This is a genomic window from Streptomyces fuscichromogenes (genome assembly GCF_014645815.1).
In the GTDB taxonomy this organism is placed as follows: Bacteria; Actinomycetota; Actinomycetes; order Streptomycetales; family Streptomycetaceae; genus Streptomyces; species Streptomyces fuscichromogenes.
In genome coordinates this window covers 405,428-431,567 of the sequence record NZ_BMML01000003.1, presented here as the reverse complement: position 1 = coordinate 431,567, position 26,140 = coordinate 405,428, and the positions used below count along the sequence as shown (strand labels likewise).

The window sequence follows — 26,140 nt, the reverse complement described above, 5'->3', positions numbered from 1 at the left end:
CTCGGCCAACCTGCACACAACCTGACTACGCGATCGCCTCCGCCGTGGGGAAGGTCACCTCGACGCGACCGTGACCGTCCGCGATCGCACGGACCGCCACTCCCGCGGACGCGGCGAGACGCTTTACCACGGCCAGCCCCAGCCCGTGCCCGTCGCCGCCGGTCACGCCCGCTTCGAAGACCCGGTCGACCTCTGCCGGATCAAAGCCGGGCCCGTCGTCGAGGACATCGATCACGACCCCCTGGGGCTGGATGCGGGCCGTGACCCAGACACGCGAACTCGCGTGCCGCAGGCCGTTCTCCAGCAGAGGTGCCAACACCGCCACGACGAGTTCGGCCGCCACGGCGACGTCGACGTCGGTCGGGACGGCGAGGTCGATGGCGCGACCGGCGATCGCCTGTCGCGCCGCTGTCCTGAGATCGCAGCGCGTACCGCCTTCGATCCGTGTCCGGGCGGCGCCCAGAATCGTCGTGATCGCCGTGTTCAGGCGGTCGACCTCGGTCAGAACAGTCTCCGGTGCGACCTGGTGGCCGGAGAGCTGCGCCAACTGTGCCTCGCCCCGCAGGGCCGTCAGGGGCGTCCGCAACTCGTGGGCGATCTCGTCGGTGAGTCGGCGTTCGTCCGCTAGCGCGTTGTCCACGCGGTCGAGCAGGCGATCGAGAGTTCGGCCGAGTTCCCCGAACTCGTCCCGGGGAACACCCAGGTCGAATCGGCGCCCGGGTTCGTGATCGCCCCAGTCGTCGGCGAGAGCGGCCATCTCGTGGACCACCCGCAGCGCACGACCCACCACAAGGCGCGCGACGAGGCCGGCGAGCAGGATCGAGATGCCGCCCAGCATGAGCGACATCGTCAGGCTGCGCTGCTCCGACGTCTCGTACGGCGTCAGGTCCACTCTCACGACCACCATGACGTGGTGGCCTTCGAGCCGGATCGGCTGGGCGTACAGAAGGTGACTGCCGACCGTGGTGGTCTGCGACTGCCCGGACCCGACGAGCGCATCGACGCGGTCAAGGACGCTGCCCGGCACGATCCCGTCGATGAGATGCCCATCGGCGTACACCCAGGAGACGGTGTCCAGCGCTTCGTTGCCGCCCTCGATCAGCACGACGTGGCCACCGCGTACGGCCACGTTCGCCGCCACCGCCTCCGCACGTGTATGCGCCAGAGCGCTCGCGTCGGCGTCGGTCACCTGGCTCAGCAACACGTGCGAGACCACGACGAGCACCGCGACCACCGCCGTCGCGATCAGAACCGCGAGCGCGACGACCCTCCCACGAAAGCCTGTCACTCCCATCGATAGCCCACCCCGCGGACCGTCGCCAGGCGATCGGCCACGCCCAGCGCACCGAGTTTGGTCCGTAGCCGGCGAACGTAGGAGTCAAGGGTGTTGTCGCTGACCCGCGCGCCATGCGGCCAGCCGGCAGCGACGAGGGCGTGGCGGCGTACCGCGTCGCCCTGCGAGGCGATGAGCCGGCCCAGCAACCGAAACTCGGTCGGCGTCAGGTTCTCGCTCGTCGAACCGTGGATCACGACATGTTTCGCCGGATCGAGAACGATGCCCCTCGGTGGGGTCGTCGCGGTTGTCCTGCGTAGCAGGGCGCGGACCCTCACCAGCAACTCCGGGATGTCGAACGGTTTCGTCATGTAGTCGTCGGCTCCCGCCTCGAAGCCGCCCACCTTGTGATGCATGCCGTCCAGAGCGGTGAGCATCAGCACCGGGGCGTCAACGCCACGTGCCCGCAGCGCCAGGCAGAGGTCGCGGCCATCGGCGTCCGGGAGGCCCAGATCCAGGACGACCAGGTGAGGGACCGGCTCAAGTTGCCGCAACAGGCTGTCCGCGGTGGCAGCGACGGCGACCGTATGGCCGTCGTGCTCAAGTGCACGCTTGAGGACGTCACGGACCGCCGCGTCATCCTCACACACCACGATAAAAGCCACAGGCTGACCCCAGGTACTCCGGCGACAGTTCTCTCTTGCACCCGCTGCCGCGCCCGTCACCGACCGGACGCCGATCAGTGCCACCATCAGAAGACCGACGCTCCGCACGAGCCCGCCGACGACCTGCCGCCGGAACCGGGACGACTACAGCGACGACAGTCTTGTAGACATATTACGGAACGCTGGACGCGAAAGGCCGCCCGGTTCCGGGATTGATGATCCCGCCGCACGCCCCAACCTCTACGTGATGTAGTAGCCGCTCGGGAAGCATACGGGATCTCACCTACCTGGAGTTCTCACGCAAGGGCACGTCCTACAACAAGTAGGACGTGGGCGGGTAGCCTGTACGCGACAACGGCGAGGGAAGGCGGACGGTGAGGTGACGGGCCGAGGAGACGAGGAGGCCATCGAGGCGTCCGGCAGGCGGGCTCGCGGCGAACTGGAGAGCGCCGTGCTCGCCGCACTCTGGGGGGCAGACGGTCCGCGGACCGCACGGGAGGTCCGGGAACAGCTGCCGGGCGACCTCGCCTACACGACCGTGCTGACCATCCTGTCCCGGCTGCATGACAAGGGCATGCTGGTGCGGCACCGCGAGGGCCGTGGCTATGCCTATGAACCGGCCCGGGACGAGGCGTCGCACACCGCCCAGCGCATGCACTCCCTGCTGACGGGCGGCTCCGACCGTGAGGCGGTGCTGGCCCGTTTCGTCTCGGAACTGTCCGAACAGGACGAGCACCTGCTGCAGCAGCTGCTGTCCGGGCACGACGACATGCCCCCGGAGAGCCGGCGCCCACCTGGGAAGCGGTGAGCCGGTGCTGATCAGCGTCTACATCCCGTTCCTCGTCACGGCCGCACTCGCCGTGCTCGCACGGCCCGTGGCGCACCGGCTGCCCCCGCGCCCAGCGGCCCTGGCGCTGGCCTGCGCCGCGCTGGTGACGGCGGCCGGATGGGCGGGATCGCTCGCCCTGCTGGCCTTCACCGGAGTGGCGCAGATCCCGCAGATCGCCGAAGAGGGCCGCTGGTCCGTGTCCGCACTGCGCTCCCAGGACCCCGTCTATGCCGTGGTCGCCGCCGTCAGCACCCTGGTGCTCGCGGTGTGCGTCGTCTCCTTCGGCGTGGCCGCCGTCCGGCAGGGCCGCCACCTGCTGCGGGCCCGGCGGGAGTGCGCCGGGCTGCCCGGCCACACGGAGCTGGCCGTACTCGATGACGACGTCCCGCTGGCCTTCGCACTGCCTGGGGCACCGGGCCGCATCGTGGTCTCCCGAGGGATGCTGCGCCGCCTCGGTGACGCCGAGCGCGAGGCGCTGCTCGCCCACGAGCGGGCGCATCTGCGCGGGCGTCACCACGTGTTCCAGAGCGTGTGGCGGCTCACGGCCGCCCTGAACCCGTTGCTGCGGCCGGTGGCCGTCGCGGGCAACTTCGTCCTGGAGCGCTGGGCCGACGAGGAGGCCGCCGAGCGGGTCGGTGACCGTACGGTCGTCGCCCACGCCGTGGGCCGCGCCGCCCTGGCATCCGCCGGTGCGTCCCGTCCCGCCGTGCTGGCCGCGACCGGCGGGGTGGTGCCCCAGCGGGTACGGGCCCTGCTGGCCCCGCCGCCCGCCCGTCGCAGCCTGCCGCTGCTGGCGGGCGGTCTGCTGCTGGCCGTCTGCTGCGCGAGCCTGGCCAACGCCGCCTCCGACAGCGACCGCATGCTGGACAGCGCGCAGTGGGCGCTGTGCGGGGCGCATGCCGACACCACCACCGCCGCGCCGACCGACCACGACGACACCCCTGCTCACGGACCGGACGGCTGCTGTGCTCACCCCGATCGTCCAGAGCACGGAGCGCGGCACGTCTGACCTGCCCGGCGCCGATGGCTCACGCCGTCGCCCGAGCGGTCCCGCAGAGCACGGTGAACGTGCCCGGTGCGGGCGGTGACGCGGGAAGAGCGCACGCCCCGAACCCCGAACGTCGTCATCATCGCCTGTGGATCGAGCACTGCCGCAATGGCCATGAGACCTGACGCCATCGGTGCCTCGGAGCCTCTCTCCTCGATGAGCCGCCACTTCCTCTACATCTCGTAGTAACTTGACCGGAATCAGCCGGGCTACCGAGGCCCGGGGCGCCGCCGGATCCCCGCCCCCACCTCGCGGCGATCGTTTCCCAAGTTCTACATCATGTAGTAGCTTCCCTTCTCGGCACCACAGCGGTCGAGTCATGGCCCTGGTCCGCGCGCAGGCGCGGCCTCGGCCTGCCCACCAGCGCCGTCTGGGCCGGGGCATGCCCGGCGTGCCCCGTAGCCCATGAGGAGGCGATCCACCGTGGTCCACCGTGACGATCTGGTGCCGGAGTCGGCGCCCTCGCCGTCCGCCGCACCGCCGCAGGGCGGCGCCAGGCGGATCGCGATCATCTCGGCCGGTGTCGGCGCGGGACACGACGGTGCGGCCGCGGGACTGGCCCAGCGGCTGTCCGAGCACGGGTACCTGGTGGACCGGCACGACTTCCTCGACCTGCTGCCCACCGGTACGGGCCGGCTGCTGTGCGGTGCCTACCACCGCATGCTGACCCTGATGCCGGACGGCTACCAACGCCTGTACACGGCCACCGACCGGGCCGCACGCCCCGGCGCGCTGTGGCGGGCCCTGTTCCGCGCGGCCGAGCAGCGCACCCTGCGCGCGCTCGCGCCGGACACCTGCGCGGTCGTCTCGACCTACCCCGGCGCCAGCCAGGTCCTCGGCGCGCTGCGTCGGCGCCGCAGTCTTACGGTGCCGGCCTTCACCTATCTCACCGACTTCTCCGTCCACACCCTCTGGGTTGCCCCCGGCATCGACGCCCACCTGGCCGTACACCCGGTGCCGGCGGCCCAGGCCCACGTACAGGGCGCGGCCGCCGTCACCGTCGTCGGTCCGGTCACCGACGCGCGCTTCACCCCTGCCGGGGCCGGGCAACGGGCCGCCGCCCGCGAGCGGTTCGCCCTGCCCGCGGACGCACCCCTGGCCCTGCTGGTCGCCGGGTCGTGGGGGGTCGGGCCGGTGCGACGGGCCGCCGCCGAGATACGGGAGACCGGGATCGCGGTGCCCGTGGTGGTGTGCGGACGCAACGAAGCCCTCGTGGCGGAGCTGCGCGAGGACGGCATCGAGCACGCCTTCGGCTGGGTGGACGACATGCCCGAGCTGATGCACGCCTGCGACGTGCTGGTGCAGAACGCGGGCGGGCTGACCTCGCTGGAGGCGTTCGCCGCCGGGCTGCCGGTGGCCAGTTACCGCTGCATCCCCGGTCACGGCCGGACCAACGCGGACGCCCTGGACGAGGCGGGCCTGGCGGCCTGGATCCGCGACCCGGCGGACCTCGGCCCGGTGCTGGCCGAGCTCCTCCACGGACCGCGCGGCCGGGCCCAGCGCACGGTGGGACTCGACCTGCACCGCCTGGCTCCCGGACCGGTGACCGCCATAGCCGCCAGAACCGGGCCACACACCGCGCCGGGCGCACAGCCCGCGGCCAGGCGCTTCGCCGGCCGGCGACGGATAGCCCTGACGGCCGTCACCGTGGCGGCCACGGCCTGTCTCGGCGTCGCCGCCCCGCTGGCCTACGCCTACAACGAGACGCCCGCCCGCTTCTCCGCCGTCGCCCACTACCTGGACGGAGACGGACGATGACCCCGGCCCGTCTGGCCCGTGCCACGGCACTCGTCTCGGCCGCGGCGGTGCCCGCGCTCGCGGCACTGCACGCGGCACCTGTGATCTCCACGTTCGGGCCGCTGCGCAACGCGGCCATGCCGCGCCTGGCCGGCCGCGGCCGGCCCGATCACGTCGCGCTCACCTTCGACGACGGCCCCGACCACCTGTCCACCCCGCGCTTCCTCGACTTCCTCGACGCACGCGGGCTGCGGGCCACCTTCTTCCTGCTCGGCTCCATGCTGGCCCGCTCACCGGGGCCGGCCAAGGAGATGGCCGCCGCCGGGCACGAGATCGCCGTCCACGGCTGGCACCACCGCCCGCTCCTGCTCCGCGGTCCCCGCGCCGCGTACGACGACCTCGCCCGCGCCCGCGACGCCGTGGCCGACGTCACCGGCAGGCCGCCCGTGCTCTTCCGGCCGCCGTACGGGGTGATGAGCACCGGCGCCCATCTGGCCTGCCGGCGCCTCGGTCTGACCCCGGTGCTGTGGACCTGCTGGGGCGAGGACTGGCGCCGACGGGCCACTCCGCGGTCCGTCGAGCGCACCGTCCTGACCGACCTGCGCGGCGGCGGCACCATCCTGCTGCACGATTCCGACTGCACCTCCGCGACCGGCTCCTGGCGCACCACCCTCGCCGCGCTGCCCCGCATCCTCGACACCTGCGAGGAGCGCGGCTGGCAGGTAGGACCCCTGCGCGAACACGGCGTCCCCGGCCTGCCCCGCCGGTGAGCCCGCCGCTCGTCGAAGCGGAGCCGCCATGGCCAGGCTCAGAGCGGTTCGGACCCGAGCACATGGCCAGAGCCGGCGTCCATGAGACGGCTCAAGGCCCGCGCCGGACGCTTGTCGGAGCCGTCGTGCCGGTTGTCGGCGTGGGTGAGGTGGTGCCGCCGGTTGTGCCGCCGAGGAAGCCGCCGCCGGTACCGGCAGTGGTTCCGGCGGTGTCGGTCGGACTCGCTCCGGCACAGTACTGCCGGTGCCGGTGCCGGTGGCACGGCGTGGTGGTGAAGGTCGGGGTCGCCGGGGCGGTCGGGGTGGCCGGGAGTGTGCTCGGGGCCGCGGTGGCGGAGGGGGTCGGCGAGGGCGCGCCGTATTCGTCCGTGCTCCGGCCCAGTTGCGGTGCGGGCGGGAACTGCTCGACGGGCTGTCCCCGAAGGGCGGCTGTCATGTAGCCGGTCCACACCTCGGTGGGCATGTCGGCGCCGAAGACCTTGGCGTAGCCGCCGACACCCTGCATGGACCGGAGGCCGGCGTTCTTCGGGTCCTCCTTGAACATGCTCACGGCCGTGGTCAGCTGCGGGGTGTAGCCGATGAACCAGGCGGACTTGTAGTCGTCGGTCGTACCCGTCTTGCCGGCCGCCGGGCGGCCCAGGGCCTGGGCGTTGGTACCGGTGCCGTTCTTGACGACGTCTCGCAGGACGTCGGTGACGGTGTCGGCGGTCGAGGCGGGCATGGCCGTGGTGCCCCTGGGCTTGTCGAAGCCGGTCAGCTGCCGGCCGTCGGCGACGACCTTGGTCACCGAGTACGGCTCGTGCTGGACCCCGCTGTCGTCGAAGGTGGCGTACACGTCCGCCATCCGGATCGCCGACGGGGTGGAGGTACCGATGTAGAAGCCCGGGGTGTCGTACTGCAGGCTCGTGCGCAGCAGCCCCGCCTTCAGGGCCTCGCCTTCCACGTTGTCGTAGCCGACGTACTCGCCGAGCTGGACGTAGGGGGTGTTGACCGACTGCTCCATCGCCTTGCGCAGGGTGATGTACCCCCACTTCGTGGACACGTCGTTGCGCTGGTGCAGGAGCCCCGTGGGGTCCTTCGAGTCCGGCAGTTCCTGGCCCTGCTGGTTCTTGATGGTGATGCCGTCGTCGCCGTCGAACTTCGAGGCCGGGGTGATCGGTGAGGCCGGCTGCCCGGGAGAGAGGACGGCGCCGTGGTCGAGAGCGGCGGCCAGGTCGACCGGTTTGAAGGTGGAGCCGACCGGCACGCCGGTCGCGTCCGCGTTGTCCGTCCAGTGACCCTTGTTCCAGCCGGGCCCGCCGTACAGCGCGACGATCGCACCGGTGGACGGATCGATCGACGCCGCGCCGACCTGGACGTCCTTGTCGGCCGAGCGGTGCCGCGGATCGAGATGCTTCCGCTCCATCGCCGCTACGGACGCGGACAGCGCGCCGACCTTCTTCTTGTCGAAGGTGGTGTAGATCTGGTAGCCCCCGTGGCCCAGCTGCTGGTCCGTGAGGGACGTGTGTGCCTCGACGTATCTCTCCGCGGCCTGCACCAGGTATCCGGTCTGCCCGGCCATGCCCGCCGACGGCGTGTACGGCTTGGGCGTGGGGAACCCCGCCGCGAGGTATCGCTGTTCCTGGGCGGCGGTGATTTTGTGGATCTTGGCCATCCGGTCCAGCACGTACGTCCAGCGCGCCTTGGCCTGGGCCCTGGCCCGCGGGTCGGTGTCCGCGTGCATCAGCAGGCTCGGCTCGTTGACCGCGGCGGCGATGAAGGCCCCCTGGCTGACGGTCAGCCGGAAGGCGGGCACGTGGTAGTAGGTACGGGCGGCGGCCTCGATGCCGTAGGCGTCCCGGCCGTAGTAACAGGTGTTGAGGTAGCCCTGCAGTATCTGCTGCTTGGACATCTGGTCACCGATCTTCAGGGAGATCATGATCTCCCTGAGCTTGCGGGTGACCGACTGGTCCTGGCTGAGGTAGGTGTTCTTCACGAACTGCTGGGTGACGGTGGACCCCGACTGCACATCACCGCCCGTGGCCATGTGGTAGACCGCTCGGAGCATGCCCTCCGTGTCGACGCCGGGATCGGAGTAGAAGGTGGCGTTCTCCGCGGCGAGGAAGTCCCACTGCACCAGCTTCGGCACCTGGGCGAGGTCGACGTTCTGCCGGTTGGTCGCCCCCTGGGTGGTCATCACCGAGCCGTCCGACCAGTAGTAGGTGTTGCTCTGCGCTTGGGTACTGGGGTTGGCGCTGGGAATGGTCGTCGTGGCGTAGGCGTAGCCGAACAGCCCGAGCAGGCCGGCGACGAACAGCAGGAAGGTGCCCGACACCAGCTTCCACGACGGCAGCCACCGCCGCGGACCACGTCGACCGGTGCGCGGGTAGTCGATCAGGCCCCGCCGACCGGGCCGCGTGACGTCCGCTTGTCGCGTGCCGGCGGTCCGGCGGGCCCGCCCGCCCCGGGACTGCGCAGCCCTGCGTGCCGCGGCCCGGCCACCATCGTGCAGGCCGTCGGAGCCGGACGGTGTGGTCCTCCCCGACGATCGGCGCCGGTGTTCGCTCATTCTCGCCACTCCTCAGCCAGGGCCCTCCCCCAAAAAATTTCTACAAGTTGTAAGAGTAAGGCTCTCCCGTACCGCGCATGCAGCCACCCCCTGGTCAGAGGTGCGGATCCGGCGTCGGGTGCGGCGCGCGAAGGAGAGGGAGAGCGTGAGCGCGGTGACGAGCGAGACGACGCCGCCCAGCACCAGGGTGGAGCGGGCTCCGAGAGCGTCGGACACCAGGCCGACCAGCGGTGCGCCGATCGGGGTGCCGCCGAGGAGGACGAGAAAGTAGACGGACAGGACACGGCCCCGCAGCGGGGGGTCGGCATGGAGCTGGATCAGCGCGTTGGCGGTGGTGGTCACGGTCACCGCGGCACATCCGGTGACGAACAGCAGGACCAGGAACGAGCCGTAGGTCGGCATGAGGCCCTGCGCGACTTCCAGTGCGCCGAAGCCGATCGTGGTGGAGGTCAGACGGCGTGCGGTGGGGGGCTTGCCGTGGCGGGCCCAGTAGACCGCGCCGAGGAGGCCGCCCAGGGCGTAGGCGGCGGAGAGGCAGCCGAAGGCGGCGGCGCCGGTGTGGAACACCGTGATGGCGACGAGCGAGACGGTGACCTGGAAGTTGAGACCGAAGGTGCCGACGAAGGCGATGAGGCTGATCGGCAGGAGCAGCTCCGGGGTGGTGGCGATGTGGCGGAGTGCCTCGCGCGCTCGGGTGGGGCCCGGTCGCGCGCTGACAGGGGCGTCCGGCGTGTCGGTACGGATGGTGCTCAGGCCGTAGAGGACGGCCAGGTACGAGACGGTGTTCAGGAGGAACACCGGGCCGGTGCCGAAGGCCGCGACGGTCAGGCCGGCGAGGGCCGGGCCGATGGCGCGGGCCACGTTGAACTGGGCGGCGTTCAGACTGACCGCACTGGCCGTGCGCTCGTGGGAGACGAGTTCGCCGATGTAGGCGTTGCGGGCGGGACCGTCCACGGCGGTGGCGGTGCCGAGGGCGAAGGCCAGCGCGTAGAGGGACGGCAGGTTCACCGCTCCGGTCACCGTGAGCAGTCCCAGCAGGAGCGACTGGGCGGCCATCGCCGTCTGGGTCAGGAGCAGCGTCCTCCGCTTGGGATACCGGTCGGCCAGAACGCCTCCGGTCAGGCCGAGCAGTGTCTGCGGCAGGAACTGCAGCGCGGTCACGATGCCGACCGCGCTGCCGCTGTTGCCGGTGGTGTGGAGGACGAGCAGGTCCTGGGCGGCGCGCTGCATCCACGTGCCGATGTTGGAGACCAGCTGTCCGAGCAGGTAGCGCCGGAAGTTCCGGACGGCGAGTGCGTGCGTCGCAGGCAGGCGGACGACGGCACTCATGACGTCTGACGGGCATACGTGTCGCCTGCGACGGGCGGGCCGTCGGTGGCGGCGGCGAGGTGATGGAAGGTCGGGTGGGGGTGCATGAGGAACGCGTGGTGGGAGATGTTCCACGCGTAGGCGCCGGCCATGGCGAAGGCGACGCGGTCGCCGACGCGCAGCCGTTCGGTCATGATCCGGCTTGCCAGTACGTCCTTGGGCGTGCACAGCTGTCCGACCAGCGTCACCGGCTCGTCTCGCACCTCGGGACGGTTCCAGGGCCACGGCCAGGTGTCGTCGGGGATCACCTCGAAGGGCTGGTCGTGCTGTTTCGCGGCCGGGGTGCGCAGGTGGTGGGTGCCTCCGCGCAGTACGGCGAACGCGTGCCCCCGGCTGAACTTGATGTCCAGGACCTGGCTGACGTACCAGCCGCAGTACGCGGTGACCGAGCGGCCGGGCTCGATCCGCAGGGTGAGGTGGGGGTGGCGGGTGAGGATCCGGCGCAGTCCGGCGCCGAGGGCGGGCCAGTCGAACACTCTGGGCGGATGCGTGTAGTCGACGCCCATGCCGCCGCCCACGTTGACTTCGCGCAGGTCCACTCCGCGAACGCGGGCCCAGTTCTCGGCCCAGGCAAGGACCTTGTCGACGAGCAGGAGCTGGGGCTGGGCCTGGAGGCCGCTGGCGAGGTGGAAGTGGAGGCCGCGCAGGCGGATGCCCGGGACCGACGCCATCACCTCCAGGCAGCGGTCCAGTTGTACGGGATCCATGCCGAACGGCCCGCCGCCCATGGCCAGGGCGACCCGGCCCACGTCGACGGGCAGGTTGACGCGCAGCAGGACGTCCACGGTCCGGCCGCCCAACAGGGTTGCGAACAGGCGGAGTTCGTGCTCGCTCTCGATGTGCAGGCGCTCGACTCCGGCGTCGAGCGCACGAGTCAGCTCCTGCTGGGTCTTCCCCGGGCCGCCGAAGGCGATCGGGGCGCCCGGGACGATGGCGCGGACGTGGTCCAGTTCGCCGCCGGAGGCCACCTCGAAGCCGTGGACGTGTTCGGCGAGGGTGCGCAGGATCAGGGGGTCGGAGTTGGCCTTGGCCGCGTACAGCAGCTCGACCCGGCCCGGCAGTGCGGCCCGGATCGTACGCACGTGGTCGCGCAGGTCGGGCAGATCGTAGACGTAGGCGGGCAGCTCGTCGTCGGACAGTGCGGCGACGAGGCCGTACGTCCCGGGCCTCACCGGACCACCTCGCGGGGGAAGTCCGCGCCGAGCGGGCTGGGCAGGGGCACGTAGGCCGCGTGCCGGTCGGCCTGGCGGGACCAGCGCAGCAGAAGGTTGGCCTTGGCCGGCAGCGGTACGCCGGACAGCAGGGCACGCAGGCGCGGCGGTTCGGCGGCGGTTCGGGCGTAGTCGGCGAGGTGGTCGCGGACCAGGCCCCACAGGGCGGGTTCCAGCGCCGGTTCGAGGTCGGCCAGGGCGCTGAGCATTTCGGCGGTGTGGTTGACCAGGAGGCAGTACGCGACCCGGTTCCAGCCGTGTTCGGGATCGTAGGTGAGGGGACCGCGCACCTCGTCGGGGAGCTCGTCGAGGGCCTGACCGTGACGGCCGGGCAGGAGCTTGGTGCCCTCCAGGTCGCGGAAGAACATCTGCGCGGGCGTGCCGTCCGCCTCGACACCGACGACGACGTTCTGCAGGTGGGGTTCGAGCACGACGCCGTGTTCGAAGTAGGCGGCCAGTACCGGGGGCAGCAGCAGTCCGAGGTACGCGTCCCACCAGGCCAGGATGGAGCCGTCGCCGTGGGCGAGCAGCTGGGAGACATGAGCCGCGCCGGTCGGATACTCGTCGGCCACCGCGGCGGCGAGCAGGGGGGTGACCCCGGGACGCAGATGACCGCGCAGGCCGGAGCGGACGATGACGCCGAAGCCCTCGAGGAGGGCGGTGTCGCCGGCCGTGTCGAGGGTGCGGTAGCCGGGCTCGGCGAGGAGCGCGCAGCCCGGGTAGCGGTCGGTGAGCCGGGCGAAGACGGGCTGGAGCAGCCGGTTGAGGGCGACGGCCCCGGACAACTCGTAACTCGCGTGCTTGCGAACGCAGTTGGTCAGGCGGACGTTGAGGCTGAACTTCAGGAACACGTCGGTCGCGGGGTCGTACAGCGTCCGCACCGACGCGGTCGGCACCAGCTCGGGTCCGCCCGTGCCGGTGTCCACGACGTCTCCGGCGGCGACCGCCTCGCGCAGCCGGTCGTGGTCCTTCAGCAGCCGGTACTGCCAGGGGTGCACGGGGAGTACGGCGAACTCCGGGCCGGCCACCGGGTGCAGCGCGTCCAGCGCGTGCGGCTCGCCCTCCTCCCGAAGGAGGCGGCGGCGCACGGCCAGGTAGCGCAGGCGGAATCGGGTGCCGGTCTCCGGGCCGTACGCGAGCCAGTCCGCCGGGTCGCCGGTACGGGCCTTGGGCGTGGGGTGGAAACGGTGGCCGAACACCAGGGACTGCTCCGAGGCGACGTACGGGTCCGCGGACGCCCGGACACCCGCTCGCTCCTCCAGTACGACGCGGATCGTCTCCCGGCTGTCCGCCACCTGGCCCAGGAACTCCTCGTTGGCCAGGCCCGTGCGCTGTTCCAGTTCGTCCTGGATGCAGCCGGCCAGCTCGCGCCAGTCCACGCTCACCCAGGCATCGCCGTCGAGCCGCTGCGCCGGGCCCTGGAAGCGGTGCGCTCCGATCAACGAGGTCCGACGCAGCGCGGCACGCAGCAGCAGGCCCCGGCGGGGCAGTCGCAGCAGGAGGTGATCGTCGACGACCGTCACCTGATGCTCGGGGGCGGACACCTCGCGGATCAGGCAGTTGAGCAGCGTGTGGGTCGTGACGAGGTCGGCTGTCAGCGACGGCTCTCCGTCCGGGGGATGGACGGAGGTGGCGTCATGGGTGTGGGGGGCTGTGCCGGTGGTCATGTGGTCGCTCCAGGGGGACAGCGGTCGGTGTCAGAGGTCAACGGCAGAGCGCCAGGGGGTTGGGAACGGATGTCCATTGCGCGGCGCCCGGATTCTCGGACAGACGCATCGCGATGGTCGCCTTCAGCGGCATCGTGTCTGCGAAGAACGCTGCCGCGTCCTCCTGCTCCGGCAGGTCGGCGAGAACGCTCCGTCCGGCCTCGGCGACCGTGCCCCACAGCTCCCGCGGCTCAGCCGCCCGGGTCCGGCCGAGGACATCCACCAGCTCGCTGAAGACCCCGCTGATCAGGCCGCCGAAGAGCTTGGTGCGCAGCGCGCCGATGTCGTCACCGGCGCGGGTGCCCAGCAGCGGCGGCAGTGTGAAGCCGCACCGGGCCAGGCGGCGCGGGCTGACCCGTACGCCGTCCAGGTCCCGGTACAGCATCCGCACCGGCCGCCCGTTCCGCAGGACGACCAGCGTGTTCTGGCCGTGCGCCTCCAGCGCCACCCCCATGGACAGCAGCGTCAGGGCCGGCGGCAGGACGAGGCCGGCGAGGTCCGCGAGCCAGCGGACCGGGTCCCCCGACACCACGGCGGCTCCGGTCGCGTGCACGGCCGTGAGCGGTACCGCGATCTCCCCGGCGTCGAGGTGGCGCTCGGTCGATTCCCGGATCATGGCCGTCAGGCTCGCGGAAGGCCGTCCGTCGACGCGTACCGAGCCACCGCCCAGTTCCCGCAGGACACGCAGGCTGCCGCCGTGTCCGGCCTTGTCGACGACGGCCGCGACCAGCTCGGACAGTGGCGGCCCGTCGGCCACCTCGGCCGCGGAGATGGTGCGCCGGTAGTTGGTGACCTGGACGTCGAGCGCGGTCTTGACATGGCAGCCGGGCAGGGCGCCCAGCGGTGCGAGGGTACGCAGGGACAGCAGCGGGCGGGCCGGGATCGTCTCCTCCACGACGACCAGGTCACGGTGGTGGCCGAGCACGTGGTCGCGCTGCCAGGGGTGCACCGGCAGCAGGTAGGCGTCGCCGTCGCGCAGTGCCCGCGGCCAGTCGCCGGCGCCCTGCCAGCGGTCGGCCGGGACCCGGAGCAGCGCCAGCCGGACGACCGGGTGGTGCTCGGGCGCGTAGGCGAGCACGTCGGCGACGGACATGCCGGTGCGGGTCCGGCAACAGGGGTGCTGCGGGTGGCCGTCGACGACCGCCTGCTCGGCGTCCGCCGAGTCGGCCGGAGTGACCTTCCGGCCCGCGTTCGCGGCTCTGGCGAGGGCCAGGTTGACGACGCTGTTGTCGAGTTCGGCCGCCAGCCGCTCCGCCGCGGGGGTACGCAGGCCCAGCTGTGCCAGCAGCCGGACCGGGTCGCTGATCGGCCCCTCCGGCCCCGAGACGGCGAAGTCCTGCGGAACGTCGGCGAACGGTCGTGCGCCCGCCTCGGCCGCCGAGAGCGAACCGCCGCGTCGCAGCTCGACGACCGAGGATCCGGACGCACGGCGACGCGTGGTCACGCCGGGCAGGGGTTCTCGTACGAAGGCGCCCCACAGGCGGGACAGCACGGTGGCGCGTGCTCCCGGGAGCGCGGTCGCGAAGGGCTCCACCAGGTCCGGGCGGATGCGGCGCAGTTCGTCCATGGGCATGCGGTGTCCCTGGTTCTCGCGGTGGCGGGTTGTCCGGTGGTGCTCCGGTGGCACCGACCGCCCGACCGACGCTACGGGAAGACGATCAAGGGAATTGCCAGAGCGAATACAGCGAAAGGCCGAAGGCAGCCCCGGAAGAGCGTTTCGCCTTGCACGGTTCCGGCCGAACCGGCCGAGGAGGGCATCGGGGCGCGCGAACTGACCTTGGATCAGGTTCCGACTGTCACCTGGGAGATCGAGGGCCGGCGTCCGACGTCCTAACTCCTGGCTTACGCCACGCTGGCCGGGCCCTTGATGTCGTCAAGAAGCCGCGCCACGGCGAATGAGCCGACCGTGGAAGATCACTGGCTCGGGGGAGCTTGCGGCGTTTGCGCCACGCGCCGTGGCCGGCGTCTGTGAGCCTTTCGACATGCGTGTCTTGCTGATCGAGGACGACGACCGGGTGGCCGGGCCGTTGATGGAAGGGCTGCGCCGTTTCGGGTTCGCCGTGGAACACGCCAGAACGGGAGCCGAGGGCCTCGCCGCGCCGGAGGTGGCGATGGTGCTGCTGGACCTGGGGCTGCCCGACATGGACGGCATCGACGTCTGCCGGGCGCTGAGGTCCCGCTCGTCCGTACCGATCATCATGATCACGGCCAGAGACGACGAGGTGGACCGTGTGCTGGGGCTCGAACTGGGCGCGGACGACTACGTCTCCAAGCCCTTCGGCGTACGGGAACTCGTCGCCCGGATCCGGGCCGTCACCCGCCGCGCCCGCCCAGCGGTCGCGGACCCCCAGTGTGGGTCTTCGAAGCCCTCGAACAGCCTCGATCATCCCGGGACACCCGACATCCGGCGGATCGGCCCCCTGACCATCGACTGCCGCACCCGGCAGGTACGCCTGCACCGGTCGTCCATCGCCCTCGCGCCCAAGGAGTTCGACCTGCTCACCTGCCTCGCCGAGGACCCCGGCGCCGTCTGTTCCCGCCGGCAGATCCTCGACACGGTCTGGGAACCGAACTTCTTCGGCCCCACCAAGACCCTCGATGTCCACATCGCCGCACTGCGCCGCAAACTCGGCGACGCCTCCTGGATCGAGAACATCCGCGGAATCGGCTTCCGCCTCGTCCTCCCGGCACCTCTCGACGCCACGTCCGCCGCAACGCAGGCGCGCGGCGGAGAGATCCGGTGACCCGTCGCCTCCTGCTCAGCCACCTGAGCCTGATACTGCTCGTCCTGCTCGCGCTCGAAGTGCCCTTCGGCGTCTTCTACGCCCGCAGCGAGGTGGCCCGCTACTCCCGCACGGCGGAGCAAGGGGCGATGACGCTCGCGGAGGTCTGCGAGGACAAGATGGAGCACGGGCTGACAACCGACCTGCCGGACCTCGCCCTCGCGTACGGGCGGCGGACCGGCGGTACCGTGCTGGTCGCCGACCGAAGCGGTGTCGTCCTCACCGACACCTCCGCCCACGCCGTGGTCGGCGAGGACCTGTCCGCCGAGCCGGACATCTCCACGGCACTGCACGATCACCCCGCCGTCGGCACGCGCGGGGCCCCGCCCGCAGACGGTGAGTTCCTCTTCGTCACCGTGCCGGGCGGGTCCGACCCCGCCGTCGCCTGTGTGGTGCGAACGGTGTACGCACTGGGCCCGCTCAAGGCCAGGGTGCGCACCACCTGGGCGGTCCTCGCCGCCGTCGGTCTCGGGGTCCTCGCCGCCGCCTCCCTGATCGGATTCGCTCTCGCGCGCTCGATCACCCGCCCCGTGCAGGCCCTGGAACGCGCCACCGCTCAGCTCGCCGAGGGCCGGATCACCGATCCGCCGGCCACCGACCACGGTCCACCGGAACTGCGCCGGCTCGCCACGTCGTTCACCCGAACCGCGACCCGGCTCCAGCACCTGCTCCAGGCTCAGCAGGCGTTCGCCTCCGACGTGTCACACCAGCTCAAGACACCGCTGACCTCGCTCCGCCTGCGCCTGGAGAACTTCGAGCCGCACCTCGCCCCCGGCGCTCAGGACAGCCTCGACAAGGCGCTCGGGGAGCTGGAGCGGCTCAGCCGCATGGTGCAGGGGCTGCTCGCTCTCGCACGGCTGGAGAACACGGAGATCCGGGCAGAAGCCGCCGATCTCCATGCCGTCGTCGTCGATCGCGCGGACATCTGGACGGCCTTCGCCGACGAACAGCAGGTCGACATCATCGTGTGCGGAGGCACGTCCGTTCCGGTGCTGGCAGTCCCCGGCGCACTGGAACAGATCATCGACAACCTGCTCTCGAACGCGCTCCGCGTGTCCGCACCGGGAACCTCCGTCACGCTGGCCGTCATCACCAACCCCGCACCTGGCACCCGCACCCCGCCCACCGCCGAGCTGCATGTGATCGACCAGGGCCCCGGCATGACCGAGGCCGAACGGCTCAGAGCCTTCGACCGCTTCTGGCGAGCTCCCCACGCCGACCACGACGGCACCGGCCTGGGTCTGCCGTTGGTCCGGCATCTCACCCGCGCGGGCGGAGGCGAGGTCACCCTGGAGGCAGCCCCCGGCGGCGGCCTCGACGCCGTCGTCCGCCTCCGGCACGCCGAATGCCGCAACCAGCAGGATCGCCTCGTCACCACCGCGGACGTCGAGACGGCGGCCCGGTACACACCCGCACGGTAGGGCGCCGATCCCCTGGACGTCGATTGCGCACCCCGGACATCCCGGCCCACAGCCCCCTGCGGCGTGCCATAACAGCCTCCGAGGCCTGAACTCGATCCACAGCAAGAGCAATTGATCCGATGTCTCACGGCCACCGTCATTGACGTCTTCTCTTGACACCCCTACCTTGCCAGCATGCTTCCCACAAGAGAGCAGACACACGGCGTCAGTTCCATGAAGCGATTACTGTTATTCATCGGTTCTTACCGTGTCATCGCGGTCTTCGTCTGCGCGCTCCTGCCCATCGGAGTGCTCACCCTGCCCGCACGCGCGGCAGCAGCGGTCACCTACTTCGTCTCGCCCAGCGGCAGCGACGACAACCCGGGAACCAGCGCCGCCGCCCCCTTCCGTACCCTCACCAAGGCACAGACCGCGGTCCGGGCGGTCGACACGTCGACGTCCGGCCCGATCACCGTGACGCTGGCCGGCGGCGTCTACCGGCTGTCCAAGACCCTGACCTTCACCGCCGCGGACTCCGGTGGCGGTACGGCCGGCACCGTCTGGTGGAAGGCGGCAGCCGGACAGAGCCCGGTCATCAGCGGCGGGGTCCGGATCACCGGCTGGGCCAGAACCGGCACGGACAGCGGCATCTGGTCGGCCCCAGCACCCAGTGGCCTGGACACCCGGCAGCTGTACGTGGACGGCGTGCGCGCCCAGCGCGCCACCGGCTCCCTGCCGGTGTCGGTGACCCAGACAGCGACCGGATACACCACGGCGTCCGGTGACCCCATGGCCGGCTGGCGCAATCCGTCCGCGATCGAGTTCGTCTACCGGGGCGGCCTGGGGCTGTGGACCGAACCGCGCTGTCCGGTCGCCTCGGTGACCAGCACCACCATCACCATGGCCCAGCCCTGCTGGAACAACTCCACCCAGCGTGTCATGCGCACCGACGACTCAGGCCGTACCTACAACCTGGTCGGCCGCAAGTCGATCACCGAGAAGCCGACAGCGGTGGAGAACGCCTACGAACTCCTCGACAAGGCCGGGGAGTTCTACCTGGACAAGAGCGAGCACCGGTTCTACTACATCCCCCGTTCCGGGGAGGACCTCACCACCGCGGACGTCGAGGCACCCTCGCTCGACACGCTGGTGGCGTCCTCCGGCAAGACCTCGGACGAACCCGGTCACGTCGGCTTCCAGGGCATCCAGTTCAGCTACGCGAACTACACCACCGCCAACACCGGCACCGGCTTCTCCGAGATCCAGGCCACCTACCAGGTCACCGGCGCCAACGGCTACGCCACCCAGGGACTGTGCGACTTCGTGGCCGGCGGCACCTGCCCCTACGGCAACTGGACGAAGATGCCCGCCGCGGTGCGCTTCACCTACGACAAGACCATCCACTTCGACCACGACTACTTCGTCCACCTCGGCGCGGCCGGACTGGACCTCGGCGACGGCTCGCAGAACGACACCGTCACCGCCTGTGTGTTCACCGACATCTCCGGCAACGGCCTCGACCTGGGCGGTGTGGACATCCCCCAGCCCAGCAGCTCCGCCCAGCACACCAGCGGAATCACCGTCAAGGACAGCCACTTCCACGACACCGCCGCCGAGTACCACGGCGGAGTCGCCATCGACGCCGGCTACATCGAAACGTCGACCATCACCCACAACCAGATCGACCACGTCCCCTACACCGCCATCTCCATCGGCTGGGGCGGCTGGCCCGACAAGGTGAGCCTGCCCGCACAACCCAACTACTCCAACAACAACACGATCTCGAACAACCTGATCTACGACCACATGTCGCTGCTCGGCGACGGCGGAGCCGTCTACACCAACGGCATCACCGGCACCTCGATGGCCACCGGTGAGCATGTCAGCGGGAACGTGGTCCACGACCAGCTCAACACCTCCGGCGGCCATGTCCTGTACACCGACAACGGCGCCACCTACGTGTCGATACTCGGCAACGCGGTGTGGAACATCAACGTCTCCCCCTGGGGCAGCAAACACGGCAACTACACCGCCGGCGACGGCACATACGACCCGACGGACATCGAAGGCAACTACTGGCCGAACGGTCCCTCCGACTACGACAACAAGGGCGTCCTGATCCAGGACAACCACAACATCACGGCAGCGGATCAGGTTCCGTCGAGCATCACCGCGGCCGGCGGCATCGAGGCGCAGTACCAGACGATCCTCTCCTGGCAGCCGGCCTGACCCGGAAGCGCCCCGACTGGGGCCCTGCCGGGCTCTGCCCAGGTGCAGGACCCCACTCGCGCGGATGCGGCGGCGTGGCGTGGGTGACCGAGCAGGTCCGTGCAGGTCGGACAAGGCGGTCGGCGATCTCGCCGAGCCCACCGCCGAAAACCAGTGGAGCATGTCGTGAAGCCCACGCGTTGAATCCGCCGACCGCGGCGCCCCGCGCCGCACCGCACCGCACCGCACCGCCCACGGGTCGAACGACAGGTTGGATTCGGTTGCGGGATCCCCGCGGCAAGGCGACAGTGTTCCCCCGGTCACAGCCTGACCGGTCATCGGCCCGGCGAAGAGGAGCTCATGTCAGCCGTGGTCGTCGGTACGGGGATCGTCGGCTCCTCGGTGGCCTACCACCTGGCATCCCGGGGTGTCCCGGTGACTCTGCTCGACCAGGGACCGGCGCCGGCTGCGGGAGTGACGGGCGACTCCTTCGCCTGGATCGGTGGCTGCGGAGGAGACTGGCCCGGCGGAGCGCGGGACCTGCGCGGTTCCGTGCTCGCGGACTACCGGCGCTTGGAAGCCGAGCTACCCCACGTCGCTGTCCGCTGGACAGGCTCGCTGGCCTGGACCCGTGCCCAGGGCCAGCGTGACTCCCCGTTGGGCCCCGGCCGGTTCCGGGTCGGAAGAAGCGACATAGCGGCGCTGGAACCCAACCTGCGCAACCCTCCCGAGCAGGCCGTCCACACTCCGAGCGACGGAGGCGTCGATCCGGCCGCACTGACCAACGCACTCGTGGATGCTGCTCGTGCCCGCGGAGCAACGGTGATCCACAACTCGGTCGTGACCTCCCTGAAGATGACGGGTGAACGCGTCGAGGGAGTGCTGTCCGCCACCGGATTCCACGCCGCCACAACGGTTGTGCTCGCCGCCGGAACCGGCATTCCCAAACTGTGCGAGCCGCTGCTGCCGGCCCTGCCCGTTGCCGCGTCCGCTGCCCACCTGGTGCGGCTCACGGCACCGGCCCACCTGGTCAGGAGCATCGTGGCCGGCCCGGATCTCGAAGTCCGCGAGGTCCGTGACGGAGACCTCGTACTGACGCTCCCGCAGGTCGAGGACATGCCGACGGCGTCATCCGAGCAGGCCGCGCAAGAGGCGCTCCGCCGCTTGCGGGCCGCCTTCCGCGGCAGCGACAGCTGTCGCCTGCTGGGCAGTCGTATCGGCAGACGACCGATGCCCTCGCAGGGCCCGGCCATCGGATACCTGACACAGGACCGATCCGTCTACGTCGCCGTCATGCACTCGGCCATCACCCTGGCACCCACCGTCGGACGGCTCGTCGCCGACGAACTCGTGAGCGGCAGACCAGCCCCCGAGCTACGGCGTTGCCGGCCTCGCGGTCTCACCCAGTGGTGAGGTACGGACCGGGCGGACACGATCGCCTACCCGATCGGTCTCTCGCACACTCACGGCGCACCTCAACTCGCCGTGCTCGGGCTCGATGTCCACGCCGTGCACCACATGCTCGACAGGCTCGGAGCGGAGTCCGCCACGGGCGCCGAACCGGCTGACGGCCAGAGGCATCCTGAGGTCGTCGACGGTCACCAGGTTGCGTGGCCCGACGTGGCTGACCGCTTTCACCGGTAAGAACAGGCCGAGGAGAGGCATCGGGAGTCACAGACCCACTGCGAGCCAGGCGACTCGATTGAGTCGTTCGGCGTTGGGATCGAGCCACTTTGGCCACACCTGTGTGGCGGCTTCGTGAGGACCTCCCGTCCGGGGCGGGCGGACTCGGAGAATCGCGGCGGACGAAGTCCGCACTGTCGGCAAGACGTGGGATGACGTAGGGGGACGGATGAAGCAGTTGGTGGAACTTCCGGTCGACGTCAAGGACGGGCCTCAGCAGACGGTTCAGGTCGAGATCGAACAGGTCGCGGACGGTCTGGCCGACGTGTCGCGCTCCGGGCGGCTTGCGGCGCGTGCCGCGCGGTCGCTCGGGGACATGCTGACCGGCATCAGACCGGTGGCCGAGAGCTTCGTCGAGGGTTTCGCCGGCATGGAGCATTCGCCGGACGAGATCGGTCTCGAGTTCGGGCTCTCGTTGACCGCCCAGGCCGATGTCGTGGTGTCGTCCACCGCGGCGGCAGCCAACTTCAAGGTCACGCTCACCTGGAAGAAACCCGCGGCCGACAGCTCTGTCCCGGAGCCGTCCGGTGGCGGATCCTGATGGAGGAGAGCGAGGCAGGCCGCACGTCCTTCCCGGACTCGGCCGTTCTACGGATTTTCGCGTCCCCACCCGATCCGGACGTCGCCGATGGTCCGCTGGGCGTGGGTTTCCTGGTCGACGACCGCCACGCGATCACCTGCGCGCATGTCGTCGTGGCGGCGGTCGGCCCGGCGCGAGGGGGCGAGTCCCAAGAAGGTGCGCGCGTGCACGTGGACCTGCCCCTGCTGTCCGGGGCGGGCAGTCCGGCGGCGACGGTCACGGCAAGCGTCGTGCTGTGGGGTCCCTCCCGGGCCGCGATCGGCCCGGATGTCGCGGTGTTGCGGCTGGACAGCGTCGTGCCTGGTGCCGGGCCGGCGCAGGTCGTCGACATCGAGCCGGAGGCGATGCGCGGACATGTCGCCCAGATCGTCGGTTTTCCCGAGGGCCGCGGGCAGGGCGTCTGGCACGAGGGTGTCCTGCGCGGGCGTCAGGCAGACGGCCAGATCCAGGTCGATCGGGTCGGAACCGGCTACCGCGTCTCCCGTGGCTTCAGCGGCAGCCCCGTATGGGACCAGGCTCTCGGCGCCGTGATCGGGATGATGGTCAAGGCCGAACTGGGCGAGCCTGCGGCCGGCTTCATGATTCCCGTCAGTCAGCTGGCCGCGGCCTGGCCCCCGCTGGCAGCCATGGCGCGTCCCCCCTCGCCGTTTCGCAGCCTCGAACCGTTCGAAGAGGCGCACGCCGCGGCGTTCTACGGCCGGGACGCCGACACGGCCCGGGTCGCACAGGTCGTGGCGGAACAGCGGTGGACCACGCTGGTGGGCCCCTCCGGCTGCGGCAAGTCCTCACTCGCGATGGCGGGAGTGGCACCTCGGCGCCGCGACGCGGAGGACACCGTGGCGATCCTTCGTCCCGCCCACCACGCCACCGCCTTCCGGGGCCTGGCCGCCGTGCTGCTGGACCTGCTGGAGCCCGACTGCGCCGAGGCGGAGAAGTTCGCGCGGATCTCCGCGGTGGCCGACGAGATCGCCCGCCACGGGATCCGCGGGGTCGCCGCACGCATCCTGCACGTGCAGCACGCCCGACGGCTGCTGATCGTGGTCGACCAGTTCGAGGAACTCCTCGACGACGAGGTCTTCGTCCCCGGCGACATCGACGCCCTGGCCGACGCCCTCGGCCCGAAGTCACCGCAGACGGTCTCGGTGCTGGCTGTCCTGCGCACGGACTTCCTCGGCCCCGTCCTGGACCATCCCCGCCTCGGCCTTCTCGCCAAGAAGCGGATCGAGGCCCTGGAACCGATGCGGGAGGGGCAACTACGGGACATCGTCACCAAGCCCGTCAGCCACATACCGGCCATCGGCTACGAGGACGCGCTCGTCAACCGCATCCTGGCCGACGCCGGCGACGCGCCGGGCATCCTTCCCCTGCTCAGCTTCACCCTCGCCCAACTGTGGGACCACCAGCGCGGCGGACGCCTCACCCACCGTGCCTACGACGCACTCGGCGGAGTCACCGGCGCCCTGGGCACGCACGCCGACCAGATCTGGAGGCAGTACGTCGGCGACGAGGACGAAGAGCACGCGGAGAAACTGCTGACCCGGCTCGTGCGCACCCCCATCGGGACGGAGGCACCGGTCCGCCGCCTCACCACGCGCGCGGAGCTGAGCGACCGCGAGTGGCAGATCGCTCAACGCCTGGCCGGCGCCCGGCTCCTGGTCCTCAATCGGGCCCGCGTCCACGACCGGCCAGGAGCCGAGGGGGACGGGCGGTCCGACGTCGAGACCGTCGAACTCGCCCACGAAGCGCTCATCTCCAGCTGGGACAGGCTCAGTTCCCGGGTCAGGGCGGACCGCGTCTTCCTGGACTGGCGCGAGACCCTCCAACTCGACACGGACCGATGGGACAAGGCCGGACGGCCCAAGGATCTTCTGCCGGCCGCCACCGCACTCGCCGCCGCGCAACGGTGGCTTCCGGAACGCACCGCCGAACTGAGCGATGCCCAACGGGACTACCTCGACCAGGGGCGCGCCCACCGCCGGCTCCTCACCCGCCGCCGCCGCGCGGTGATGGCCCTGTTCGGCGTCCTGCTGATCGTCGCCGGGGTTACCGCCGTGGTCGCCGTCGACCAGCGGCAGACCGTCGTCCGCCAACGCGACCGGGCCACCTCCGCGCAGGTCGCAGGCCTGGCGCAGTCCCTGGGTCGTACCGACCCGCAGCTCGCCCGGCGGCTGGCCGTCGCCGCTGCCGGCCTCGGTGACACCCCCGAGGCATGGTCCGCCCTGCTCACGGCGCGTTACCAGCCCGAGAAACTGGCCGTGAAACTGCCCGGGTTCGACGTGACGGCGGTCGACCTCGACCGCACCGGTCATATCCTCGTCGCCGGCGGCGGGACGAATCTCGGCACCTGGGACGTGGACACCGGCAAGCGGCTCGGCTCCTACCGGACCACCGCGAGAGTACGGAACGTGAGCCTGTCCGCCGACGGCACGACCGTGGCCGTGAGCACCGACGACGAGAACACCACCGTGCTGGACACCCGCGGACTGCACCCACGCGGCCGTCCCTACCTGACCGGGCCCGCGCTCTTCTCCCTCAGCCGGCAGGGCACCTACCTGGTGGCCACCGGAGAGGCGACCGACAACGGCTACATCGCCGGCGTCTGGAACACCCACACCGGAAAGCAAGTACTCCGACGCACCAGCGACAACTCACTCCATCCCTCCTTCTCCCCGGACGAACGACTGCTGTGGTTGACGGGAGTCTCGGACCATGGCCCCACCCGGACAGACCTGCGGACCGGGAAGGACCTCCCCACCCCGAAGTTCGGTCTCAAACCCGATGACGACCCCGGACCGGTGGCATTCAGCCCCGATGGCCAGCAGTTCGCCATGCTGACCACCCGCGGCCTCTACACAGCGGGCGCCCCGTACGACAACCGCGTCTATTCCAACCTCATTCAGGTACCGCGGTCGCAGGAGGACACCGGCCTGGGCGGCGGCGACGTGCATTTCAGCCACGATGGGAAGTTCGTCGCTTTCGGCTTCACCCTGTGGGACGCGATCCTGCCCGAGGACCCGGTCTTCACATACCGGACGATCTCCAGTGACTGCGAGTCCGGCACGTTCCGGTTCTCCGTCGATGACTCCGAAATGCGGTGCGTCGGCGGCGACGGGACAGTCCGTTCCCTCGACATATCCCGCCTCACCCAGCACGGCAAGCGGACCGATTCCAGTCCCACGGCGGTGGCGAGCCAGAACGGGTCGACCATCGCGGTAGCCCAAACCGACGGCGGGGACGGCGGTGGCAGAGTCCAGATCTGGTCCACGGCACCGCTGGCCAAACGCATGGAACTCACCGTCCCTGTGGAAGACCGCCTTCTGCTCAGCCCGGACGGCAGGCTGATCGCGGCACAGGACAAGCAGGACAGGGTGGAGATCTGGGACTTGGTCAAGCGGGTCCGGCTCGGCACCCTGCCGGGCAATGTGGGCGGAGCCACGAAAACCGTGGCCATCTCCCCGGATGACAAGTCGTATGTCACCTATGACCGGGTCAAGAACCTCGGGGCGCGAGGCGTCGTCAACTCCCTGAGGTTCTACGACCTGAGGACGATGAAGCTGATCCGACAGGAGAACTTCACCCTCAAGTCCGCCGTGCTCGACTTCTCGACGACGGTGGCGTTCCGGCCGGACGGGAAAGCCGTGGTCGTCAGCCCGCTCCTGGGCATGGTGGCGTTCCCCTCCGGCAAGATCCTCGTACCCGGCACCCCGGACCTGAGCCTCGACGGTTTCAGCCCCGACGGCGAATCGGCCTATTCCGACCCGAACAGCGTCCAGGGCAATCTGTTCTTCCTCGACCCGAAGACGCTGGGTCCCGAGGGCGAGGCTCTGAATGTCGGCGGTCTCACCGTAAGCGCCGTCCCCACAGCCCATTCCCCGGACGGCCGCCTGATCGCCGGCGTCTACGACGACACGGCGTTCGACAACACGCTCTCCAAGGCCGACGAGATCAAGATCTGGGACCTGCAATCACGTCAGCAGCTCGGATCCACCCTCACCGGCCCCGTCGGCGACCTCGAACTGACGACCTTCACCGCCGACAACTCCTCCCTGGTGAGCCTGGACGACCAAGGCGTGTTCCGCACCTATACGATCGCCCCTTCACGGCTCGTCCGTGAGCTGTGCACCATGTCGGGTGGCGGCCTGACCAAGCAGGAGTGGCGGGCCCACATCCCCGACGTCCCCTACCGCAGGACCTGCTGATCACGACGGTGTCAGCGGTTGTCGACGAGGATCGTGTGCAGCCACGGGCTGCGCACGGCCGGTAGCCGGACCAAGGTGCGCCGGAACGTCCCCCGGTCGGTCCGCTGGGGGTCCAGGTCTGACCCGTCCGGG

The 26,140-nt window shown here is 70.7% G+C and carries 18 protein-coding genes; 11 read left to right on the top strand and 7 right to left on the bottom strand.

All coding sequences use genetic code 11. The annotated features are described in order from the left end of the window. Nucleotides 1-25: 25 nt before the first annotated feature. Both IEZ11_RS08985 and IEZ11_RS08980 read right to left on the bottom strand, forming a co-directional pair. The gene (locus IEZ11_RS08985) at nt 26-1,294 is read right to left on the bottom strand and encodes a sensor histidine kinase (protein ID WP_189262080.1); all 1,269 of its coding nucleotides are present in this window, start codon (nt 1,292-1,294) and stop codon (nt 26-28) included. Continuing rightward, nucleotides 1,285-1,938 (bottom strand): response regulator transcription factor, encoded by a 654-nt coding sequence (locus IEZ11_RS08980; RefSeq protein ID WP_189262235.1) that lies wholly within the window; start codon nt 1,936-1,938, stop codon nt 1,285-1,287. Before IEZ11_RS08980 ends, IEZ11_RS08985 begins: the two co-directional genes overlap by 10 nt. Before the next feature lie 379 nt (nt 1,939-2,317). Between IEZ11_RS08980 and IEZ11_RS08975 the strand changes: the two genes are divergently transcribed. The 4 genes from IEZ11_RS08975 to IEZ11_RS08960 all read left to right on the top strand — a co-directional run bounded on the left by IEZ11_RS08975 (nt 2,318) and on the right by IEZ11_RS08960 (nt 6,322). Further along, complete coding sequence (locus IEZ11_RS08975) at nt 2,318-2,746, top strand: BlaI/MecI/CopY family transcriptional regulator (protein WP_229712895.1); 429 nt, start codon at nt 2,318-2,320, stop codon at nt 2,744-2,746. A gap of 4 nt (nt 2,747-2,750) precedes the next feature. Next, a complete protein-coding gene (locus tag IEZ11_RS08970; protein ID WP_189262079.1) occupies nt 2,751-3,776 on the top strand; it encodes a M56 family metallopeptidase in 1,026 nt (341 codons plus the stop codon). A gap of 462 nt (nt 3,777-4,238) precedes the next feature. Next, entirely contained in the window at nt 4,239-5,573 is a 1,335-nt protein-coding gene (locus IEZ11_RS08965; protein ID WP_229712894.1) for an MGDG synthase family glycosyltransferase, read from the top strand. Continuing rightward, on the top strand, nt 5,570-6,322 hold the full coding sequence (locus IEZ11_RS08960; protein WP_189262077.1) for a polysaccharide deacetylase family protein: 753 nt from the start codon (nt 5,570-5,572) through the stop codon (nt 6,320-6,322). The genes IEZ11_RS08965 and IEZ11_RS08960 overlap by 4 nt, the downstream gene beginning before the upstream one ends. Before the next feature lie 91 nt (nt 6,323-6,413). Here the strand turns inward: IEZ11_RS08960 and IEZ11_RS08955 are convergent, their stop codons facing one another. From IEZ11_RS08955 to IEZ11_RS08935, 5 genes are all read right to left on the bottom strand, one after another. Next, nucleotides 6,414-8,636, bottom strand: a complete 2,223-nt coding sequence (locus IEZ11_RS08955; RefSeq protein WP_229712893.1) for a transglycosylase domain-containing protein — start codon at nt 8,634-8,636, stop codon at nt 6,414-6,416. 246 nt (nt 8,637-8,882) lie between these two features. Next, entirely contained in the window at nt 8,883-10,199 is a 1,317-nt protein-coding gene (locus IEZ11_RS08950) for an MFS transporter (protein WP_189262076.1), read from the bottom strand. Then, nucleotides 10,196-11,410: a type III PLP-dependent enzyme gene (locus tag IEZ11_RS08945; protein ID WP_189262075.1), complete on the bottom strand. Its 1,215-nt coding sequence runs from the start codon at nt 11,408-11,410 to the stop codon at nt 10,196-10,198. Before IEZ11_RS08945 ends, IEZ11_RS08950 begins: the two co-directional genes overlap by 4 nt. Beyond that, a complete protein-coding gene (locus tag IEZ11_RS08940) occupies nt 11,407-13,116 on the bottom strand; it encodes an IucA/IucC family protein (RefSeq protein WP_189262074.1) in 1,710 nt (569 codons plus the stop codon). The genes IEZ11_RS08945 and IEZ11_RS08940 overlap by 4 nt, the downstream gene beginning before the upstream one ends. A gap of 37 nt (nt 13,117-13,153) precedes the next feature. After that, nucleotides 13,154-14,728, bottom strand: coding sequence for an IucA/IucC family protein (locus IEZ11_RS08935; RefSeq protein ID WP_189262073.1), 1,575 nt, complete (start codon nt 14,726-14,728; stop codon nt 13,154-13,156). Nucleotides 14,729-15,137: 409 nt separating this feature from the next. Here IEZ11_RS08935 and IEZ11_RS08930 point away from each other — a divergent pair, with 409 nt between their 5' ends. The 7 genes from IEZ11_RS08930 (at nt 15,138) to IEZ11_RS08900 (ending at nt 26,008) form a co-directional block, all read left to right on the top strand. Next, a complete protein-coding gene (locus IEZ11_RS08930) occupies nt 15,138-15,899 on the top strand; it encodes a response regulator transcription factor (RefSeq protein ID WP_189262072.1) in 762 nt (253 codons plus the stop codon). After that, complete coding sequence (locus tag IEZ11_RS08925) at nt 15,896-17,359, top strand: sensor histidine kinase (protein ID WP_189262071.1); 1,464 nt, start codon at nt 15,896-15,898, stop codon at nt 17,357-17,359. Before IEZ11_RS08930 ends, IEZ11_RS08925 begins: the two co-directional genes overlap by 4 nt. 174 nt (nt 17,360-17,533) lie before the next feature. Then, a complete protein-coding gene (locus tag IEZ11_RS08920; RefSeq protein ID WP_189262070.1) occupies nt 17,534-19,567 on the top strand; it encodes a right-handed parallel beta-helix repeat-containing protein in 2,034 nt (677 codons plus the stop codon). Nucleotides 19,568-19,906: 339 nt separating this feature from the next. Further along, entirely contained in the window at nt 19,907-20,959 is a 1,053-nt protein-coding gene (locus IEZ11_RS08915; RefSeq protein WP_189262069.1) for an NAD(P)/FAD-dependent oxidoreductase, read from the top strand. A 21-nt stretch (nt 20,960-20,980) separates the two neighbouring features. Further along, a complete protein-coding gene (locus tag IEZ11_RS08910) occupies nt 20,981-21,190 on the top strand; it encodes a DUF4262 domain-containing protein (RefSeq protein WP_189262232.1) in 210 nt (69 codons plus the stop codon). Nucleotides 21,191-21,398: 208 nt separating this feature from the next. Further along, nucleotides 21,399-21,770: a CU044_2847 family protein gene (locus IEZ11_RS08905; RefSeq protein ID WP_189262068.1), complete on the top strand. Its 372-nt coding sequence runs from the start codon at nt 21,399-21,401 to the stop codon at nt 21,768-21,770. Next, nucleotides 21,770-26,008, top strand: coding sequence for an nSTAND1 domain-containing NTPase (locus IEZ11_RS08900; protein WP_189262067.1), 4,239 nt, complete (start codon nt 21,770-21,772; stop codon nt 26,006-26,008). The genes IEZ11_RS08905 and IEZ11_RS08900 overlap by 1 nt, the downstream gene beginning before the upstream one ends. The last annotated feature ends 132 nt before the right edge of the window (nt 26,009-26,140 follow it).

Excerpts from the sequence above, each read along its gene's own strand:
- IEZ11_RS08935 (WP_189262073.1), bottom strand. The coding sequence starts at position 14,728 with ATGCCCATGGACGAACTGCGCCGCATCCGCCCGGACCTGGTGGAGCCC.
- IEZ11_RS08950 (WP_189262076.1), bottom strand. The coding sequence starts at position 10,199 with ATGAGTGCCGTCGTCCGCCTGCCTGCGACGCACGCACTCGCCGTCCGG.
- IEZ11_RS08905 (WP_189262068.1), top strand. The coding sequence starts at position 21,399 with ATGAAGCAGTTGGTGGAACTTCCGGTCGACGTCAAGGACGGGCCTCAG.
- IEZ11_RS08920 (WP_189262070.1), top strand. The coding sequence starts at position 17,534 with ATGCTTCCCACAAGAGAGCAGACACACGGCGTCAGTTCCATGAAGCGA.
- IEZ11_RS08930 (WP_189262072.1), top strand. The coding sequence starts at position 15,138 with ATGCGTGTCTTGCTGATCGAGGACGACGACCGGGTGGCCGGGCCGTTG.
- IEZ11_RS08940 (WP_189262074.1), bottom strand. The coding sequence starts at position 13,116 with ATGACCACCGGCACAGCCCCCCACACCCATGACGCCACCTCCGTCCAT.
- IEZ11_RS08985 (WP_189262080.1), bottom strand. The coding sequence starts at position 1,294 with ATGGGAGTGACAGGCTTTCGTGGGAGGGTCGTCGCGCTCGCGGTTCTG.
- IEZ11_RS08915 (WP_189262069.1), top strand. The coding sequence starts at position 19,907 with ATGTCAGCCGTGGTCGTCGGTACGGGGATCGTCGGCTCCTCGGTGGCC.
- IEZ11_RS08960 (WP_189262077.1), top strand. The coding sequence starts at position 5,570 with ATGACCCCGGCCCGTCTGGCCCGTGCCACGGCACTCGTCTCGGCCGCG.
- IEZ11_RS08900 (WP_189262067.1), top strand. The coding sequence starts at position 21,770 with ATGGAGGAGAGCGAGGCAGGCCGCACGTCCTTCCCGGACTCGGCCGTT.